The 16,975-nt window shown below is 63.4% G+C and carries 16 protein-coding genes; 7 read left to right on the top strand and 9 right to left on the bottom strand.

The features are described 5' to 3' along the window. Position 1: 1 nt before the first annotated feature. The 4 genes from cobJ to HG549_RS22595 all read left to right on the top strand — a co-directional run bounded on the left by cobJ (position 2) and on the right by HG549_RS22595 (position 3,815). Entirely contained in the window at positions 2-1,684 is a 1,683-nt protein-coding gene (gene cobJ, locus HG549_RS22610) for a precorrin-3B C(17)-methyltransferase (protein ID WP_170032921.1), read from the top strand. Between the two features lie 92 nt (positions 1,685-1,776). Further along, complete coding sequence (locus HG549_RS22605) at positions 1,777-2,460, top strand: hypothetical protein (RefSeq protein WP_170032919.1); 684 nt, start codon at positions 1,777-1,779, stop codon at positions 2,458-2,460. Positions 2,461-2,520: 60 nt separating this feature from the next. After that, positions 2,521-3,195: a hypothetical protein gene (locus tag HG549_RS22600; protein WP_256666003.1), complete on the top strand. Its 675-nt coding sequence runs from the start codon at positions 2,521-2,523 to the stop codon at positions 3,193-3,195. Next, entirely contained in the window at positions 3,192-3,815 is a 624-nt protein-coding gene (locus tag HG549_RS22595; protein WP_170032917.1) for a hypothetical protein, read from the top strand. Before HG549_RS22600 ends, HG549_RS22595 begins: the two co-directional genes overlap by 4 nt. Here the strand turns inward: HG549_RS22595 and HG549_RS22590 are convergent. From HG549_RS22590 to HG549_RS22550, 9 genes are all read right to left on the bottom strand, one after another. Beyond that, a complete protein-coding gene (locus HG549_RS22590; protein ID WP_170032915.1) occupies positions 3,812-4,408 on the bottom strand; it encodes a MarC family protein in 597 nt (198 codons plus the stop codon). The genes HG549_RS22595 and HG549_RS22590 overlap by 4 nt on opposite strands. Before the next feature lie 74 nt (positions 4,409-4,482). Beyond that, complete coding sequence (locus tag HG549_RS22585; RefSeq protein ID WP_170032913.1) at positions 4,483-7,254, bottom strand: hybrid sensor histidine kinase/response regulator; 2,772 nt, start codon at positions 7,252-7,254, stop codon at positions 4,483-4,485. A gap of 150 nt (positions 7,255-7,404) precedes the next feature. Further along, positions 7,405-8,700, bottom strand: a complete 1,296-nt coding sequence (gene purD / locus HG549_RS22580; protein WP_170032911.1) for a phosphoribosylamine--glycine ligase — start codon at positions 8,698-8,700, stop codon at positions 7,405-7,407. A gap of 182 nt (positions 8,701-8,882) precedes the next feature. Further along, positions 8,883-10,490 (bottom strand): bifunctional phosphoribosylaminoimidazolecarboxamide formyltransferase/IMP cyclohydrolase, encoded by a 1,608-nt coding sequence (purH, locus tag HG549_RS22575; protein WP_170032909.1) that lies wholly within the window; start codon positions 10,488-10,490, stop codon positions 8,883-8,885. An 81-nt stretch (positions 10,491-10,571) separates the two neighbouring features. Then, positions 10,572-10,892 carry a DNA-binding transcriptional regulator Fis gene (fis, locus tag HG549_RS22570; protein WP_012274390.1) on the bottom strand — a complete coding sequence of 107 codons (321 nt, stop codon included), beginning with the start codon at positions 10,890-10,892 and terminating at the stop codon, positions 10,572-10,574. Then, a complete protein-coding gene (gene dusB, locus HG549_RS22565; protein WP_170032907.1) occupies positions 10,889-11,902 on the bottom strand; it encodes a tRNA dihydrouridine synthase DusB in 1,014 nt (337 codons plus the stop codon). The genes fis and dusB overlap by 4 nt, the downstream gene beginning before the upstream one ends. Positions 11,903-12,159: 257 nt before the next feature. Beyond that, on the bottom strand, positions 12,160-13,509 hold the full coding sequence (locus HG549_RS22560) for a DUF3426 domain-containing protein (protein WP_170032905.1): 1,350 nt from the start codon (positions 13,507-13,509) through the stop codon (positions 12,160-12,162). A gap of 42 nt (positions 13,510-13,551) precedes the next feature. Next, positions 13,552-14,430 carry a 50S ribosomal protein L11 methyltransferase gene (gene prmA, locus HG549_RS22555; RefSeq protein WP_170032904.1) on the bottom strand — a complete coding sequence of 293 codons (879 nt, stop codon included), beginning with the start codon at positions 14,428-14,430 and terminating at the stop codon, positions 13,552-13,554. A 123-nt stretch (positions 14,431-14,553) separates the two neighbouring features. Beyond that, entirely contained in the window at positions 14,554-15,009 is a 456-nt protein-coding gene (locus tag HG549_RS22550) for a MaoC family dehydratase (RefSeq protein WP_170032902.1), read from the bottom strand. 144 nt (positions 15,010-15,153) lie between these two features. Between HG549_RS22550 and HG549_RS22545 the strand changes: the two genes are divergently transcribed. Genes HG549_RS22545 through HG549_RS22535 form a run of 3 tightly spaced genes read left to right on the top strand, consistent with a single transcriptional unit; the run spans position 15,154 to position 16,829 of the window. Further along, a complete protein-coding gene (locus HG549_RS22545) occupies positions 15,154-15,516 on the top strand; it encodes a CidA/LrgA family protein (RefSeq protein ID WP_170032900.1) in 363 nt (120 codons plus the stop codon). Beyond that, a complete protein-coding gene (locus HG549_RS22540) occupies positions 15,513-16,229 on the top strand; it encodes an LrgB family protein (protein WP_170032898.1) in 717 nt (238 codons plus the stop codon). Before HG549_RS22545 ends, HG549_RS22540 begins: the two co-directional genes overlap by 4 nt. A gap of 9 nt (positions 16,230-16,238) precedes the next feature. Then, the gene (locus HG549_RS22535) at positions 16,239-16,829 is read left to right on the top strand and encodes an LON peptidase substrate-binding domain-containing protein (RefSeq protein WP_170032896.1); all 591 of its coding nucleotides are present in this window, start codon (positions 16,239-16,241) and stop codon (positions 16,827-16,829) included. Positions 16,830-16,975 lie beyond the last annotated feature (146 nt).

Raw genomic sequence — 16,975 nt, 5'->3', positions numbered from 1 at the left:
CATGCACAAGGCTCCGGCGATTGTCATTCTGGGCCAGGGCAGCCTGGCCACGGCGCAGCGTATCCGGCAATGTTATCCACAGGCGTCGATCCATGGCCTGCAAGGCCGGGTCGAAGGGGCCGACCTTTCCTACAGCGCGTTCGGCGATACCCTGCGGGCGCTGTACCTGCAGGACACGCCGATCATTGCCCTCTGTGCTGCAGGGATCGTGATTCGCAGCCTGGCCAGCCTGCTCAGCGAGAAGGGCGTGGAACCACCGGTGCTGGCGGTGGCTGAAGACGGCAGCGCCGTGGTACCGCTGCTCGGCGGCCTGGCGGGCGTGAACCTGATGGCGCGCGAAATCGGCGAAGCGTTGGGCGTTGCTGCGGCGATTACCACCAGTGGCGAACTGCGCTTCGGGACCTGTCTGCTGAGCCCGCCACAGGGCTACGCGCTGGCGGATATCGAGCAAGGCAAGCGCTTTGTTTCCGACCTGCTGGCTGGCGAAACAGTGCGCATCGAAGGGCATGCGCCGTGGTTGCAGCAGGCGCAGCTGCCTGCCAGTGACGAGGCTCGGCGCACCATCCATGTAGGGCCTCAGGCGCGTCCGGCCAGCCGCAACGAACTGCTGATTCACCCGCGCTCGGTGGTAGTGGGTGTTGCCGGTGGCAATCTGCATGGCATTCGCGCCGCCTTGCAGCAGGCCGGTATCGCCGAGCCTTCGCTGGCGTGTGTGCTGGCGGACGAACAAACCATGGCCGATAGCGCACTGCACGAAGCCGCCCAGGCACTGGGCGTTGCCTTGCGTTTTGCCGCCAAGCCGCAGGATGTCGCCGGCATGCTGGCCGAAGCATTGCCAGACGCGCAACTGATCGAGGTGGCCGACATGGTCATCGCGGTGGCACCTGCACCGGTCGAGGTGGCGCGGGTTGGCCGCCGGCGTGGGCGCCTGGCGGTGATCGGCCTCGGCCCGGGCGCTGCCGAGCTGATGGTACCGGCGGTCAAGGCCGAGCTGGCGCGCGCCGAAGATGTGCTGGGTTACGAAACCTACGTACGCATGGCCGGCCCGTTCCGTGACGACCAAGTGCTGCACTGCACCGACAACCGCGAAGAGATGCAGCGCGCCCGGCATGCCTTCGAACTGGCGGCCCAGGGCCATTCGGTGGTGGTGGTGTCATCGGGCGACCCGGGCGTGTTCGCCATGGCGGCTGCGGTACTTGAAGCGCTGCATGAATCCAGCGACCCTGCCTGGCATCGCGTTGACCTGGAGATCCTGCCGGGGGTGTCGGCTTCACTGGCGACGGCCGCGCAGGCTGGAGCGCCACTGGGGCATGACTTCTGCGTGATGTCGCTGTCGGACAACCTCAAGCCCTGGTCGATCATTGAAAAGCGCCTGGACCTGGCGGCGCAGGCCGACCTGGTGCTGGCGTTCTACAACCCGATTTCCAAAGCCCGGCCGCATCAGCTCGGCGTGGCGCTGGAGGTGGTACGTCGGCACCGTGAGGGGACTACGCCCGTAGTCCTTGGCCGCGACATCGGTAGGCCGGGGCAGACGCTGAAGGTAGTCACATTGGCCGAGCTGGTGCCGGAAATGGTCGACATGCGCACCATGGTGCTGGTGGGCTCCTCGACAACCTGCGTGTTTCCTCGCCTGGCTGGCGGGGTATGGGCGTACACGCCACGCTGGTACCCCTCGGCCAGCTGATTGCCGCGGAAACCCTTCAGCGCGCTGCATCGCCAGCGCGCTGGCTAGGGTGGTTGCCCCTGAATCGAGGGCAACCATCAAGGAGTTTCCCCATGTCCGATGAAAAGCAAATCACCACCACCAGCGACACCGCCATTCTGGTTGAAGGCAACCTGCTGGCGTGTGGCGCCGGTATGTCTGCGCAAAACCGTCATGATGTAATGAACGCCTTCCATTTCGCCACCCTGGTGGCCGATAAGGCTTTCGATGCCGAAACGCAATGCCGCGAATGGTACGACAAGTTCGTCGATGTCATGCGTGACCTCGGCTACACCATCCCGCGCCGTAGCTTCGAGCTAGAAACCTCGGCAGAACTGTCTGTCACCGTCGGTGCTGTTGCCATACGAGCGATCGGTGTGGCGGGTTCGGCGATGCTCGGCGGTACCAAGCTGGGTGAACTGGCGAAGCTGGCGTTCGACAAGCTGAGCACCGTCGAACATGACACCAAGGTCCTCGACCACAAACGCAAGAACAAGGCGCGTGGCATGGTCGGTATGGCTGCCTGCGTCGAAACCGCAAACAACGATGTGGTTTTGGTGGTGAGCTGCATTCAAGCATCTGCGCCGAACCTTGATGACGACGTCCTGGGCATCCAGTGGAAGCTGGAGAAAAACTACTACTACGCCGGCATGGCGGTGCTCACGCTCAACAACTTCGTCTATGACAAAGTCCGCGAAACCGTGGAAAACAAAATCGGCGTGCGCAGCGTCGAGAATGTTCTGCAGTACGACATCTGACTGCTGGGCGGCGTTGTAGTGACGCCGCCTCATTCATTTCAGGGTGACGAGGCAACGGTTATGGATAAAGCAGTTGAGCAACTGATGTTGATTGGTGGAACGGCATTGCTGTATCCCGCCGGCACGGGCGAGATCCAGCGCCAGGCCGCTTTCGACTCGATTCTCTACGCGCAGTTGGTGGCCAACAGGAACGTGGGCTCACGCTTTGACGACTACCAAGGTTGGTACCACGCCTATCGAGAGGTCTACGGCCAACTGGGCTGGATCAAGCTGGCCAGCACTCACGATTTCAAACAACTGGGGCAGCCTTCGCGAAACACGCGGATCCAGCCACTGGAAGCCTGGCTGAGGATGTGCTCGATACAGCATGAGGCGGTATTGGCCGCCTTCAAGTCAGGCTTGGGCATGTCAAGCGGAGGTTTTCGCCACCTGTTGAAATTTGCCACGCAGGGGGCGGATCTGGTGATCGAGCTTGGTCTGCTAAAGCCGGGGCCGGCGCTTGACCTTTGCAGTATCACTTTGCAGTTCGATAGGCCAATCGCTGATATTCCGCTGGATTCGTTGCTGCGCGAGCAGGCATTGAAGGGCCAAGCCGAGTTCAACGGGGTGTCCTTGGTACTCGATAACGGGCGCTTCCAAGGCCAGCGAGAGGCGCTGCAAACACTGATGAAAAGCAAGGATGCCCAGGGGGAATATCGCTTTGACCCTTATGCTGCAATCAGGAGCGCATCATGAATGAGAGCAGTTCAGCCGTGATCGGCGCGGGAATCGTTTCGTTCCTGCCAGGGGTTTCTGCAGTGCAGGGAAACAAGGTGAAACTGGCCTTGGCCATGGCCGAGCGAGCTACCGAGACGGCATACAAGGAAGGCTTGATCAAGGACTGGTTGGCCTACTACCGCAACCAGCTCAAGTTCATGGGCTGGGACGCAGTGTCTGCCGAGCAGGTGCACTGGCCCGAGGAAAGCCGCGCCAGGCAGACGGACCAGGTGCTGGCTACCATTGCGGCAACCGCCGGCGACCATTTCGCCTCGGCAAGCAGCCGCTCCATGCAGAGTCTGCTGGCCAAGCCGTCAGCGCTGCAATCGCTTGAGCGCTATGCCTACGAGCGGCAGCATTTCCAGCTACTGCCCTGCGCACCTGCCGGAGCGAATCGTGTCGACATGGTGCTGTGCCACGAAACGGACACGCGCGCGGCGTTCCGCGCGGGCTTCATCAGCCACAAGCGCAGCCATAAGAACGTGCGTGCCGAGTTGGTACGCTTCAATATCCTTGCCTTCGAGCAGAGCTTCCTGCCCAAGGTGCAGGATCGTGTGGTTCAGGTTTGCCTGCAGCGCATACTGGAGTACGGCGTCTAGGGTGCCAGGTAGCCTTTGATACCGGTGAAGATGATCTGCGCGGCCAGGGCACAGACGAACAGCCCCATCAGCCGGCTGACGATCTGCAGGCCCTGGTCGCCGAGGATGCGCTCGATGCGGTGCGAGAGGTACAGCACCAGGCCGACAGTGAAGCTGGCCAGTGCGATGCTGATAATGGCCAGCACCTTGTCGTCCCAGTGTGGGTGGCCCACCCCCATTACCAGCAGTGCGCCGATGGTACCGGGGCCGACAGTCAGCGGGATGGTCAGCGGTACGATGGTGACATCCTGCTGCACGTTGTCTGCCTGGACCGCCGACTTGCCTTGGGCCATGCCCAGTGCCGAGATGAACAGCACGCTGCCGGCGCCGATGCGGAAGGCGTCGGCGGTGATGCCGAAAATACCGAAGATCGCCCGCCCGAACAGGTAAAGCAGGGCACTGGCAATGAGCACGGCAATCGCCACCTTCCAGGCCAGTTGCTTGCGCTCCTTGCTGGAGTGGCCGCGGGTCAGGCTGATGAAGCACGACAGCACGAAGAACGGGCTGTAGAGCACGAGCATTTTCAGGTAGACGCTGAACAACTCATGGAGCATGGGGTAGCCCCTGGCAGGAAAGGTGTGGGCAAGTGTATCAGCAGCATCAGGGTTGCCTGTACAGACAATACCGATCAGGAGGTAGGCGCCGGGTCCACCTTGGTTTCCCGCTGACTGGCCCAATACTGGATCAGCTCGCGCAACTGCGACAATTCCACCGGTTTGGCCATGTGCCCGTCCATCCCGGCCAGGCGCGCGCGTTCCTTGTGTTCGGCAAGAATGTGCGCGGTCAGCGCCACCACCGGGGTGCGCTGGCGCTGGTTGGCGGCTTCCCAGGCGCGTAGTTGCTGGGTGGCCGAGAAGCCATCCAGTATCGGCATTTCGCAGTCCATCAGCACCAGGTCATAACGCTGCGCCTTCATTGCTTGCAAGGCTTCTTCGCCATTGCTGGCGGTGTCGGGCTCGAGGTTGAGCTTGCCCAGCATGCCACGGATCACCTTGGTCGAAATGCTGTTGTCCTCGGCGACCAGTACGCGGAAGTCGCCAGGCAGCTCCAGCGCCTGTGCGGTGCCGGGCGGGCTGGCAGGGATGGCCTGCTCGCGACCGCGCTGGGCCAGTTCTTCGGCGAGGGTGGTCTTCAGCGTGTAGCCGGCCACCGGCTTGGCGAGAATCCGTTTGACCCCGGCGTTGCGTGCAATGACCTTGCTCGGCGCGTTGCTGATACCGGTGAGCATCACCACCAGGATGTCGTGGTTCAGGCTCGGGTCTTCCTTGATCTTGGCGGCCAGTTGCATGCCGGTCATGCCCGGCATGTTCTGGTCCAGCAGCACGGCGTCGAAATAGTCGCGCAGATGGGCCTTGGTGCGCAGCAGGGCCAGGGCTTCCTTGCCCGACGGCACCGCGCTGACGTTCATGCCCCAGGCGCTGCACTGCTGTACCAGCACCTTGCGGCAGGTGTCGTTGTCGTCCACCACCAGCACGCGGGCGTCACGTAGCGGGCCGTCGAGATCGGCCGGTGGCTGCTCCAGGCGCGAAGGGTCGAGTGGTAGCGCCAGCCACAAGGTATTGCCCATGCCGCTGCTGCTCTTGATGCCGAACTCGCCTTGCATCAGGCCGATCAACTGCTTGGCAATGACCAGCCCGAGGTGGCCGCCCAGCTTGTTGCTGGAGAGGAAGTGGTGGCTGTGCAGTTCGGCTTGCAGCAAGGCTTCGCGGTCGGTAGCGGGCATCGGCTCGCCGCTGTCCTGCACGGCAATGCGCAGGCGCGGTACCTCGCCCCGTTGGTCCAGCGCCACTACCAGCAGGATTTCGCCCTGATCGGTGTTCTTCAAGGCGTTTTCCAGCAGGCTCGACAAGGCCTGGCGCAGGCGTGTGGGATCGCCACTGATCACCCTTGGCACTTGTGGTTGGGTAAAGCTGATCAGTTCGACGTTCTGCTGCTCGGCCTTGGCGCGGAAGATGTTCAGGCAATCCTCGATCAGCGCATTGAGGTCGAACTGCACGTCATCCAGTTCGATTTGCCGGGATTCCAGCTTGGAAATGTCGAGAATCTCGTTGATCAGCGTGAGCAGTTCGTTGCCGGCGCTGTGGATGGTCTGCACATAATCGCGCTGCTTGACCGACAACGGGGTGCCCAGCAGCAACTCGGTCATGCCCAGCACCCCGTTCATCGGCGTACGGATTTCGTGGCTGATCTTGGCCAGGAATTCGGCCTTGGCGTTGATTTCGGCATTGCTGGCGGCCAGGGCGCGGCTGGCGCTGAAGCGCTCCTCGCTCATTCGCCGCAGACGTTCGCTGACCGCCAGGTTGAGCAGCAGGCCGCTGGCCACGGTCAAGCCCAGCAGGATGCACAGCAGCCAGGGTGTTGGCGTGCGGGTGAGGCCAAGCAGCGCCGGCAGCAGCACCAGGCCGCCGAGGTTGAACACCACCATCGCCAGGCTGAACACCCGCGCCGGGGCATAACCCTTGTACCAGTGATAACTGCTGACCAGCAGCATGCTGACGCTACCCAGGGCCATCAGGGCGTAGGTCATCAGGTTCAGCGGCAGGGTGTCGACGAACAGCAGTACCAGCCCGCTGACACCGACCACCAGCATGTCGCCCTGCAGCAGGCGATTCAGCCGCGGTGAGTTGCACGGTGCGAAGAAATGCTGGGTGAAATACAGCCCCGCCAGGCCGGCCAGGACCAGCGTGAGGTAGGCGGCGGGCGTCTGTGCGCTGTGCCAGACGTGCCACCAGGGGCCGCTGAGGTTCAGCAGGATCAGGCCGCTGAGCAGCATCAGGCCATGGTAGAGCGCGAGGATCAGGGCGGTGCTGGAGCGGCTGTAGAAGAAGCGGATCAGGTTGTGCAGGATCAGCATCACCAGGCCGCCGAACAGCATGCCGAACAGCAGCGGCTGGCGTTGGTCGGAGGCGGCCACGGCCGCAGGCTCCAGGCTGATGGCCGGGCGCAGTTGGTGCTCGGAGACCAGGCGCAGGTAGATGTCTACCGGTTGCTTGCTGTTGGGCAGGGGTAAGACATGGTCGCTGCCACGCAGGGTCGGGCTGGCATTGCCAGCCTGGCGGCCGTGGTGCAGCTGACGCAGAAGCTTGTCGCCTTCGAGGGCGTAGAGGTCCAGGCCGGACAGGTCTGGGGCGAACACCCGCAGCAGTTGTTCCTGCTCGCTGGGGGCCAAACGGTAGTGCAGCCACATGGCCTGTTCCGCCGGAGCGGCATCCAGGTCGGCGAGGGCCAGCGGGCTGAACTGGTTGCGGTAACGCTCGGAGCGCACGTCGCTCAGTTGCAGGTTGGCCTGTTCGTCGAGCAGCATGGCCCAGCCTCCGTCATGTTCGGCGGCAGCCGGGAACAGGCAGAGCAGGGTCAGCAAGCTGACGATCAGAACTGAGGCAATCCGAAGCCGACGCACTACGAAATCCCTTCTTAGCCTAGGTGCCAGGTAGTAACTATGCGCGGCGCGCCAAGTCGAAGGCAAGGCCCGCGCGGGGCCCTGTCGACGAGCCGGGGGCCGTGCGCCTGGGTTTTTCCAACCCTGGGCGTCACGGCGCTCCGGTAAAGCTTACTGCTGGTGCTCACCGCGCTCGCGGGCAATGGCCCGGTAGCCGATGTCGCTACGGTAGAAGCTGCCGTTCCAGCTGACTTCCTTGGCCAGGCGATAGGCCTGCTGCTGGGCGTCGGCAACGCTGGCACCCATGGCGGTGGCGCAGAGCACGCGGCCACCGTTGGTGACCACCTGGCCGTCTTTCAGCGAAGTACCGGCATGGAATACCTTGCCTTCGATCTTGGCCGCTGCATCCAGGCCGTTGATCACATCACCCTTGGCATAGTCACCCGGGTAACCGCCGGCGGCCAGCACCACGCCCAGGCTCGGGCGCGGGTCCCACTGGGCTTCGACCTTGTCCAGCGCCTTGGCGAATGCAGCCTCGACCAGCAGCACCAGGCTCGACTCCAGGCGCAGCATGACCGGCTGGGTTTCCGGGTCGCCGAAGCGGCAGTTGAACTCGATGACCTTGGGGTTGCCCGCCTTGTCGATCATCAGGCCGGCGTAGAGGAAGCCGGTATAGACGTTGCCTTCTTCGGCCATGCCACGCACGGTCGGCCAGATTACCTGGTCCATCACGCGCTGGTGCACATCGGCGGTGACCACCGGGGCAGGGGAATAGGCACCCATGCCGCCAGTATTCGGGCCGGTGTCCTGGTCGCCGACGCGCTTGTGGTCCTGGCTGGTGGCCATGGGCAGCACGTTCTGGCCATCGACCATGACGATGAAACTGGCTTCCTCGCCGTCGAGAAACTCTTCGATCACCACGCGCGAACCGGCGTCACCGAAGGCATTGCCAGCCAGCATGTCGCGCACGGCGGCTTCGGCTTCCGCGAGGGTCATGGCGACGATCACGCCTTTGCCGGCGGCCAGGCCATCGGCCTTGATCACGATCGGCGCGCCTTTTTCCTGCAGGTAGGCCAGGGCTGGCTCGATTTCGGTGAAGTTCTGGTAGTCGGCGGTCGGAATCTTGTGCCGGGCCAGGAAGTCCTTGGTGAAGGCCTTGGAGCCTTCCAGCTGGGCCGCGCCCTTGGTCGGGCCGAAGCAGTCCAGGCCACGGCTGCGGAACAGGTCGACGACACCGGCGACCAGCGGCGCTTCCGGGCCGACGATGGTCATTTGTACGTTCTGCTCGGCGAAGTCGGCCAGTTGTTCCAGCGCATTGACGTCGATAGCGACGTTTTCGCACTTGGCTTCGGTGGCGGTGCCGGCGTTGCCCGGGGCAACGAAGACTTTCTCGACACGTGGGTCCTGGGCGACTTTCCAGGCCAGGGCGTGTTCACGACCGCCGCTGCCGATGATCAAAACTTTCATGTCAAAACCTCGAGTTCTTTCGGGCGAGAGGCAAAACCTCACGCTGTACGAGGTCGCAGTGAAGCAGGTAGATGCAAGGCGGGGCCGGTTTCGATGAGCGGAGTTGCCTTCTGGCAATGAGCATCAGCGAAACCGGCCCCAACGCAGCAGATGCCTGCTTCAGTGCGGCCGATTGCCGTAAATCAGTGGCGGAAGTGGCGCATGCCGGTGAAGACCATGGCGATGCCAGCTTCGTCAGCGGCAGCAATCACCTCGGCATCGCGCATCGAGCCACCTGGCTGGATCACGGCGCTGATACCCACTTTAGCTGCGTTGTCGATGCCATCACGGAACGGGAAGAACGCATCCGATGCCATGACAGCTCCCTGTACCTGCAGGCCGGCATGCTCAGCCTTGATGGCCGCGATGCGGGCGGAGTTGACGCGGCTCATCTGGCCGGCACCGACGCCGATGGTCTGGCGCTGCTTGGCGTAGACGATGGCGTTGGACTTGACGAACTTGGCCACTTTCCAGGCGAATACCAGGTCGTGGATCTCTTGCTCGGTCGGTGCGCGCTTGGTCACGATCTTCAGGTCATCGGCGCTGATCATGCCGATATCGCGGCTCTGCACCAGCAGGCCACCGTTGACGCGCTTGAAGTCCCAACCGGCAGCGCGCTCGGCTGGCCACTCGCCGCATTCCAGCAGGCGGACGTTCTGCTTGGCAGCAACCACCTCGCGGGCGGCCTGGGAGATTTTCGGTGCGATGATCACTTCGACGAACTGGCGGTCGACGATGGCCTTGGCGGTTTCGCCATCCAGCTCGCGGTTGAAGGCGATGATGCCACCGAACGCCGACTCGGTGTCGGTCGCGTAGGCCAGGTCGTAGGCCTTGCGGATACCGCCTTCCTCTTCAGGTACCACGGCAACGCCGCACGGGTTGGCGTGCTTGACGATGACGCAGGCTGGCTTGACGAAGCTCTTCACGCATTCCAGCGCGGCGTCGGTGTCGGCCACGTTGTTGAACGACAGCTCCTTGCCCTGCAGCTGGATGGCGGTGGAAACGCTGGCTTCGCCTTTTTTCGCCTCGACGTAGAACGCCGCGCTCTGGTGCGGGTTCTCGCCGTAGCGCATTTCCTGGGCCTTGACGAACTGGCTGTTGAAGGTGCGCGGGAACTCGCTGCGGCCTTCGGTGCTGAGGGTTTCCTTGGCCTGGTCGATGGTGCCCATGTAGTTGGCGATCATGCCGTCGTAGGCGGCGGTGTGCTCGAATGCCTTGAGCATCAGGTCGAAACGCTGGGCGTAGGTCAGGCCGCCGGCCTTGAGGCCTTCGACGATGCCGGCATAGTCGCTGGCGTTGACCACGATGGCCACGTCCTTGTGGTTCTTGGCCGCGGAACGGACCATGGTCGGGCCACCGATGTCGATGTTCTCGATGGCGGTCGGCAGGTCACAGCCAGGCTTGGAAATGGTCGCCTCGAACGGGTACAGGTTGACCGCCACCAGGTCGATCGGCTTGATGCCGTGCTCGTTCATGATGGCGTCGTCGATGCCGCGACGGCCGAGGATGCCGCCGTGGATTTTCGGGTGCAGGGTCTTGACCCGGCCATCCATCATTTCGGCGAAGCCGGTGTAGTCGGCCACTTCCACCGCGTTGACGCCGTTGTCCTTGAGCAGCTTGTAGGTGCCGCCGGTGGACAGGATCTCGACACCGAGCTGCTGCAGCTCACGGGCGAATTCGAGGATACCGGTCTTGTCGGAGACGCTGATCAGGGCGCGGCGGACTGGCAGGCGGGTAGTCTGGTCGGTCATTTCGGATTCCAATAACGCGGTGGAGTCAGCAAAAAAGGCGCCTCTGTTCAGGGAGCCGCCTTTTCTGGTTGGGATTCTGGCTTACAGCAAGTCGTACTGCTTGAGCTTCTTGCGCAGGGTGCCTCGGTTCAGCCCGAGCATCTCGCTGGCCTTGGTCTGGTTGCCCTTGACGTAGTTCATCACGCTTTCGAGCAGGGGCGCCTCGACTTCGGAGAGCACCAGGTTGTACACGTCCGTCACGGTCGCGCCTTCCAGGTGGGCGAAGTAGTTGTGCAGCGCCTTCTCGACGCTGTCGCGAAGGGTCTGGCCTTCTTCGCTCGGCGTGTTCAGGTGCTGTTTCAGGTTGGCGTTGTCGCTCACGGGCGTTGTTCCACTCACAAATGTCTCGGTCATCATCGTCATGCGGCCACCCCTTGTCCGTCCTCTGTCTCAAGGCTCTGTCGACGTTCGCTGAAAAACGCACGAACGTTGGCGCACTGCGCTTGTGTGTCTTCCAAAGCGTTGAACCGGGAGCGAAACTCCTTGCCGCCGGGTCGTGTTGCCAGGTACCAGCCAACGTGCTTGCGGGCGATACGTACGCCCATCACATCGCCATAGAAGGCATGCAGCGCGGCCAGGTGCTCCAGCAGGATGCGTTCCACTTCATCCAGTTGCGGCGCTGGCAGATGTTCGCCAGTGCGCAGGTAATGCTCGATCTCGCGAAAGATCCATGGCCGCCCCTGGGCAGCCCGGCCTATCAGCAGGCCATCGACACCGGTGGCGTCCAGCACCGCCCGGGCCTTTTCTGGCGAGGTGATATCGCCGTTGGCAAAAACCGGGATCGACACCGCCTGCTTGATGGCAGCGATGGTGTCGTATTCGGCTTCGCCGGTATACAGGTCGGCGCGTGTGCGGCCATGTACCGCCAGCGCCTGGATGCCGGCCTGTTCGGCGATCTTCGCCACATTCAGGCCGTTCTTGTTCGCCCGGTCCCAGCCGGTGCGAATCTTCAGCGTCACCGGGACGTCCACGGCGCCAACCACGGCGTGGAGAATCTCGCTGACCAAGGCTTCATCTCTCAATAAAGCAGAGCCTGCGGCTTTGTTGCAGACTTTTTTTGCCGGGCAGCCCATGTTGATATCGATGATCTGGGCACCCGCTTCGACATTGGCTTGCGCCGCCGCTGCCATCATCTGCGCATCACCACCGGCGATCTGCACCGAGCGTGGCTCGGGATCACCTTCATGGATGCGGCGCAGGCTCGACTTGCGGCTGTTCCACAGGCTCATGTCGCTGGAGACCATTTCCGACACCACCATGCCGGCGCCCAGGCGCTGGCAAAGGGTACGGAAAGGCTGGTCCGTAACGCCGGCCATGGGCGCGAGGATCAGGTTGTTACGTAGTGTGTATTGGCCGATGCGTACCGCCGACATAGGTGATCCCTGTTGTGGGGCCGAATCTTGGAGTCTGAAAAAGGGTTGGCATGATACCCGCTCTCGGTGACCGGATAAAGATGGGTTTGGATAAAATCTGAACAGTTGTCGGCTTATGCCATTTGGTATGGAGAAGGGCTTGGGGCTGCTTCGCAGCCCTTTCGCGACACAAGGCCGCTCCTACAGGCGAGCGCGATCTCCCGTAGGAGCGGCGTTGTGTCGCGAAGGGGCGCAAGGCGCCCCCGCCGGCATGACGTTCATTCCGGCGAACGGAAGCTGAGGCTGTAGTTGACTGCCTTCGGCCCGGGGTCAAGGATGTCCAGGGCGATATGGATCGGGGTCTGGCTGGGCATCTCGCCACGCCCGGCCAGTTCCCCCGAGAGGTACTCGCTGGGCTTGAAGCGTCGGCTGGCGATCAGCTGGCCATTGAGATCGGCGAAGCGCAGCTCCAGCAGCGGGAATGGCTGGGCGAACGGCGCGCGGTTGTAGATGATCGCATCGACGATCAACGCGCCCTTGAAGTCCGGGTGGCTGCGCACCACCAGGTTGCTGCTTTTGATCCGGGCAATATCGACGCGGGTCGGGACTTCGCACCCGACCAACGGGCAGATTTGCTGGAAGAGCGGCCGGTACTGGTCCTGACGGGCCATTTCGTCGAAGTGGAACCACACGTACTGGAACGCCAGCATGCCTGCGGCGAGCAAGGTCAGGAAGCCCCACAGCAGGCGTTTGCCCCAGTTCGGTGCGGGCTTCTCCCAGCCCAGCTGCAATGGGTCGTCGACCACGTCGACCAGCGGCTCCTTGCGTGCCGGGCGCTCTGGCTTGGCGGCAAAGCCGGGTTCCAGGCGTTCGCCGGGCAGCGGCTCGACAGGGTCGTCATCGTGCGCCGACAGGCTCAGCGCCAGCGGTTCGTCGTCGCGCGCGTTCAGGCCTTTTTCCGCAGTTTCGTCATCGCTGGCACGCAGTGGTTCGTCGAAGGCGGGGTGGTCATCGTCGACGGCATGGCGCACCGGCGGCTCATCGTCGAAGTCCAGCTCCAGGCTACCGCCCAGGGTTGGCTCGGTGCGCTCGCCCGGGGCAGGTTCGAGATCCAGCTCCAGCGGCTGCAGCACCGGGGCCGGCTCATCTGCCTGTGGTGGTTCGAAAGGTTCATCGGTGGCCGTGCCGAACAGGTCGTCAGCGTGTTCGTCCGGCTGCAAGTCGTCGCGCCGGGCCTGCAACCCGTCATCCTGCTCGGCCGGGCGTGCCGGTACGGGTTGGCCGCGACGCTCCAGGCGTTCCAGCTCCTTGTCGAGATCGAGGGCGTCCAGTGCCTGGGCGGTGAGTGCCCAGTTTTCGTCGGCAGCGCTGCTGTGCTGGTCGACAGCCGGCTCGTGCGCCACCGTTGGCTCGGCCGCCGGCGCGTCAGGCACCGCCGGCTCTGGCGCCGGCACCACAGGTTGACTGGCCGTACTGGTGCGGTTCTGCTCCAGCAACTGCCTGGCAGCATTGAATACCTGCAGGCAGTGGCCGCAGCGCACCACGCCGCGGGCCACGCTCAGTTGGTGGTGAGTGACGCGAAAGCTAGTCTGGCAATGCGGGCACTGGGTGACGAAACTGTCGGTCATGCGGCGATCCGGGAGCTGTGCAGAAAGGTATTCTAGGCCGGCTTAACGGCGCCGACCACTGATGCGGACCCAGCCGTCACGCAGGACGATCGGGTCCAGTGCGAAGTCGGCGGCGTAGGCGGCGGCCACTTCTTCACCCTGTTCGGCGAGGATGCCCGACAGCGCCAGCAGGCCCCCGGGGCGGACCAGGCCGGACAGTTGCGGCGCCAGCGACACCAGCGGGCCGGCAAGGATGTTGGCAACCAGCACGTCGGCCTGCATCGCCGGCATGTGCTCGGGCAGGTACAGCGCCAGCTTTTCGTCGGCGATGCCATTGCGCTGGGCGTTGTCGCGCGAAGCCTCGATGGCCTGCACGTCGATGTCGGTACCCACCGCCTCGCGGGCGCCCAGCAGCAGCGCGGCGATGGCCAGGATGCCCGAGCCGCAGCCGAAGTCCAGCACCTGGGTGCCTTCGAGCTGCTGGCCGTCGAGCCATTCCAGGCACAGGGCGGTGGTCGGGTGGGTGCCGGTGCCGAACGCCAGGCCCGGGTCGAGCAGCAGGTTCACCGCGTCCTTTTCCGGTGCTTCGTGCCAGCTGGGCACGATCCACAGGCGGCGGCCGAAGCGCATCGGCTGGAAGTTGTCCATCCAGCTGCGTTCCCAGTCCTGGTCCTCGATCACCTCGGCCTGGTGCTCGGGAAGCTCGGCACCGGTCAGCAGGCGCAGGTGGGAGAACACCTGCTCGGGCTCGGCATCGGCCTCGAACAGGGCCAGCAGGTGGGTGTGCGACCACAGCGGGGTGGTGTTGAGGTCTGGCTCGAAGATCGGTTGATCCTCGGCATCCATGAACGTGACCGAGACAGCGCCCACTTCGAGCAGGGCGTCTTCGTAGGTTTCGGCTTGTTCCGGGCTGATGGCCAGGCGTACTTGCAGCCAGGGCATGGCGGGCACCTTTGGTAAATCGACAGGGGCAGCCCCAGGCTGCGCGAAGGCTGGCAGTTTACGCGAGTGCGGGGGATTTGTGGATCGGCTTGGCAAGGGGGCGAGCAGCGCCCCCGAAATCCATCAGACAAAACACAGGGAGAGCGACTCGGCTATGTAGGCCGGCTTGTCCTCGCCCTCGATCTCCAGGGTGGCGATCGCCTTGAGCAGCCACTGGCCTGGCTTCTTTTCCGACACCTCTGCCAGCTCTACCTTCAGCCGCACCTGGCTATCGACCTTGACCGGCTGGATGAAGCGCACGCTGTCCAGCCCATAGTTCACCACCATTTTCAGCCCTTGCGGCAGGACCAGGATGTCCTCGATCAACTTGGGGATCAGCGACAAGGTCAGGAAGCCGTGGGCAATGGTGCAGCCAAACGGAGTCTGCGCCGCCTTGACCGGGTCCACATGGATGAACTGGAAATCACCCGTGGCTTCGGCGAACAGGTCGATGCGCTGCTGGTCGATCTTCAGCCAGGCCGAACGGCCCAGTTCCTTACCAACGTACTGCGAAAGCTCTGTAACCGGTACATAGGGCATCGCGGGCTCTCCAAATTGTCAGTTGGTACGAATGTGCAAGATCAGCACGGCGAACCGTTTCAGTCAAGTTGCAGGTATTTCGGCGAATATCGGTATATGACGGCCATATGCTTATAATGACAGCCGTGCACGAGGGAGATGCTTATGCTGTTGCGTGGTCTGACCTGGCTGGTGCTGTTCCAGTTGCTGGGTACGGCGATCAACCACTTGTTGGTGCCGTTTCTGCCGGGGCCGATCATCGGCCTGTTGCTGCTGCTGTGTTTTCTCATGGCCCGTGGCGAGGTTGGCAAGCCGCTGAACGAGGCGGCCAGCAGCCTGCTGCGCTACCTGCCGCTGTTGCTGGTGCCGCCGGCAGTAGGGGTGATGGTGTATGCCAGGGACATTGCCGCCGACTTCTGGGCCATCGTCGGGGCGTTGCTGATTTCCTGCCTGGTGACCCTGGCGTTTGTCGGCGTGCTGATGCAAAAGCTCATCCAGCGCCAGGGCCGACGAGAGGAGCAGCCATGATGCTTGACTGGCAAGGCGCGCTGGACGCGGTGGTGCACCATCCCTTGTTCGGTATCGGCATTACCCTCGGTGCCTACCAGGTAGTGCTGGCCGCCTACGAGAAGACCCGCTGGATCTTCCTGCAGCCGGTGCTGGTGTCGATGCTGCTGGTGATCGGCGTGCTGCTGCTGTTCGGCATCGACTACCGCGAATACCGCAAGAGCACGGAGATCATGAACATTCTGCTGGGGCCTGCCACCGTGGCCCTGGCCGTGCCGCTGTACCTGAACCTGCGGCGTATCCGCCAGCTGTTCTGGCCCATCTTTACTACGCTGGTAATCGGAGGCCTGTTTGCCACGCTGTTCTGCCTGGTACTGGGCTGGTGGTTCGGTGCGGAACACATGATCCTGATGACCATGGCGCCAAAATCGGTGACCTCGCCAATTGCCATGCTGGTGGCCGAGCAGATTGGCGGGGTGGCGGCCCTGGCGGCGGTGTTTGTGTTGATTACCGGCGTGATCGGGGCGATCTTCGGCCCGGCGCTGCTGAGCCGCTTTGGCGTGCACAGCCCCGAGGCACGCGGCATGGCGTTGGGGGTGACCGCGCACGCGGTAGGTACTTCGGTGGCCCTGCAGGAAAGTGACGAATGCGGCGCCTTTGCCGCGCTGGCAATGAGCCTGATGGGCGTGGCCACGGCGGTGTTCCTGCCGCTGGCGGTCAGCCTGGTGGCTTGAGGACTTGTAATGACGTTACCGCTGTTTCCGCTCAATACCGTGCTGTTTCCTGGCTGCTTTCTCGATCTGCAGATTTTCGAGGCGCGCTACCTGGACATGATCGGGCGCTGCATGAAGCAGGGCGAAGGTTTTGGCGTGGTGTGCATCCTCGAAGGCGAACAGGTCGGCAAGGCGCCGCCGGTAGTGGCCTCGATCGGCTGCGAGGCGGTGATCCGCGACTTCGTGCAGCAGGATAACGGTTTGTTGGGCATTCGCGTCGAAGGTGTGCGGCGCTTCAACCTGGCAAGCACCGAGGTGCAGAAGGACCAGTTGTTGATGGGGCAGGTGCAATGGTTGCCGGAGCAGGCGGACAGCCCGTTGCTCGAGGCCGACGATGACCTGCTGGCGTTGCTGGTGGCGCTGGGCGAGCACCCGATGGTCGAAGCCCTGGACATGCCGCGCCCGGTGGACGGACGGCAGGCGCTGGCGAACCAGTTGGCGTACCTGTTGCCGTTCATGGAGGAGGACAAGCTGGACCTGCTGGCCCTCGACTCACCGCAGCAGCGCCTGGGCGAGATCCAGAAGCTGCTGGAGCGGATTCAGGGCGAGCTGTTTGCCTGACTGCCTGGCCCTGCTGCTGGCCCTTGCAGGAGGGGCTTTGTGTCGCGAAAGGGCTGCGAAGCAGCCCCAGGACTTCACACAGCCATAAATTGCCGGGGCTGCTTCGCAGCCCTTTAGCGACACAAGGCCGCTCCTACAGGGCCGCA

This window comes from Pseudomonas sp. SK, from assembly GCF_012975065.1.
GTDB classification, from domain to species: Bacteria; Pseudomonadota; Gammaproteobacteria; order Pseudomonadales; family Pseudomonadaceae; genus Aquipseudomonas; species Aquipseudomonas anuradhapurensis.
The sequence above is the reverse complement of the archived record's forward strand: the minus strand, read 5'-3'. Positions and strand labels throughout refer to the sequence as shown.

Bases quoted from the DNA above. Each gene is read 5' to 3' on its own strand.
- cobJ (WP_170032921.1), top strand. From the start codon at position 2: ATGCACAAGGCTCCGGCGATTGTCATTCTGGGCCAGGGCAGCCTGGCC.
- HG549_RS22605 (WP_170032919.1), top strand. From the start codon at position 1,777: ATGTCCGATGAAAAGCAAATCACCACCACCAGCGACACCGCCATTCTG.
- HG549_RS22600 (WP_256666003.1), top strand. From the start codon at position 2,521: ATGGATAAAGCAGTTGAGCAACTGATGTTGATTGGTGGAACGGCATTG.
- HG549_RS22595 (WP_170032917.1), top strand. From the start codon at position 3,192: ATGAATGAGAGCAGTTCAGCCGTGATCGGCGCGGGAATCGTTTCGTTC.
- HG549_RS22590 (WP_170032915.1), bottom strand. From the start codon at position 4,408: ATGCTCCATGAGTTGTTCAGCGTCTACCTGAAAATGCTCGTGCTCTAC.
- purD (WP_170032911.1), bottom strand. From the start codon at position 8,700: ATGAAAGTTTTGATCATCGGCAGCGGCGGTCGTGAACACGCCCTGGCC.
- purH (WP_170032909.1), bottom strand. From the start codon at position 10,490: ATGACCGACCAGACTACCCGCCTGCCAGTCCGCCGCGCCCTGATCAGC.
- fis (WP_012274390.1), bottom strand. From the start codon at position 10,892: ATGACGATGATGACCGAGACATTTGTGAGTGGAACAACGCCCGTGAGC.
- dusB (WP_170032907.1), bottom strand. From the start codon at position 11,902: ATGTCGGCGGTACGCATCGGCCAATACACACTACGTAACAACCTGATC.
- HG549_RS22560 (WP_170032905.1), bottom strand. From the start codon at position 13,509: ATGACCGACAGTTTCGTCACCCAGTGCCCGCATTGCCAGACTAGCTTT.
- prmA (WP_170032904.1), bottom strand. From the start codon at position 14,430: ATGCCCTGGCTGCAAGTACGCCTGGCCATCAGCCCGGAACAAGCCGAA.
- HG549_RS22550 (WP_170032902.1), bottom strand. From the start codon at position 15,009: ATGCCCTATGTACCGGTTACAGAGCTTTCGCAGTACGTTGGTAAGGAA.
- HG549_RS22545 (WP_170032900.1), top strand. From the start codon at position 15,154: ATGCTGTTGCGTGGTCTGACCTGGCTGGTGCTGTTCCAGTTGCTGGGT.
- HG549_RS22540 (WP_170032898.1), top strand. From the start codon at position 15,513: ATGATGCTTGACTGGCAAGGCGCGCTGGACGCGGTGGTGCACCATCCC.
- HG549_RS22535 (WP_170032896.1), top strand. From the start codon at position 16,239: ATGACGTTACCGCTGTTTCCGCTCAATACCGTGCTGTTTCCTGGCTGC.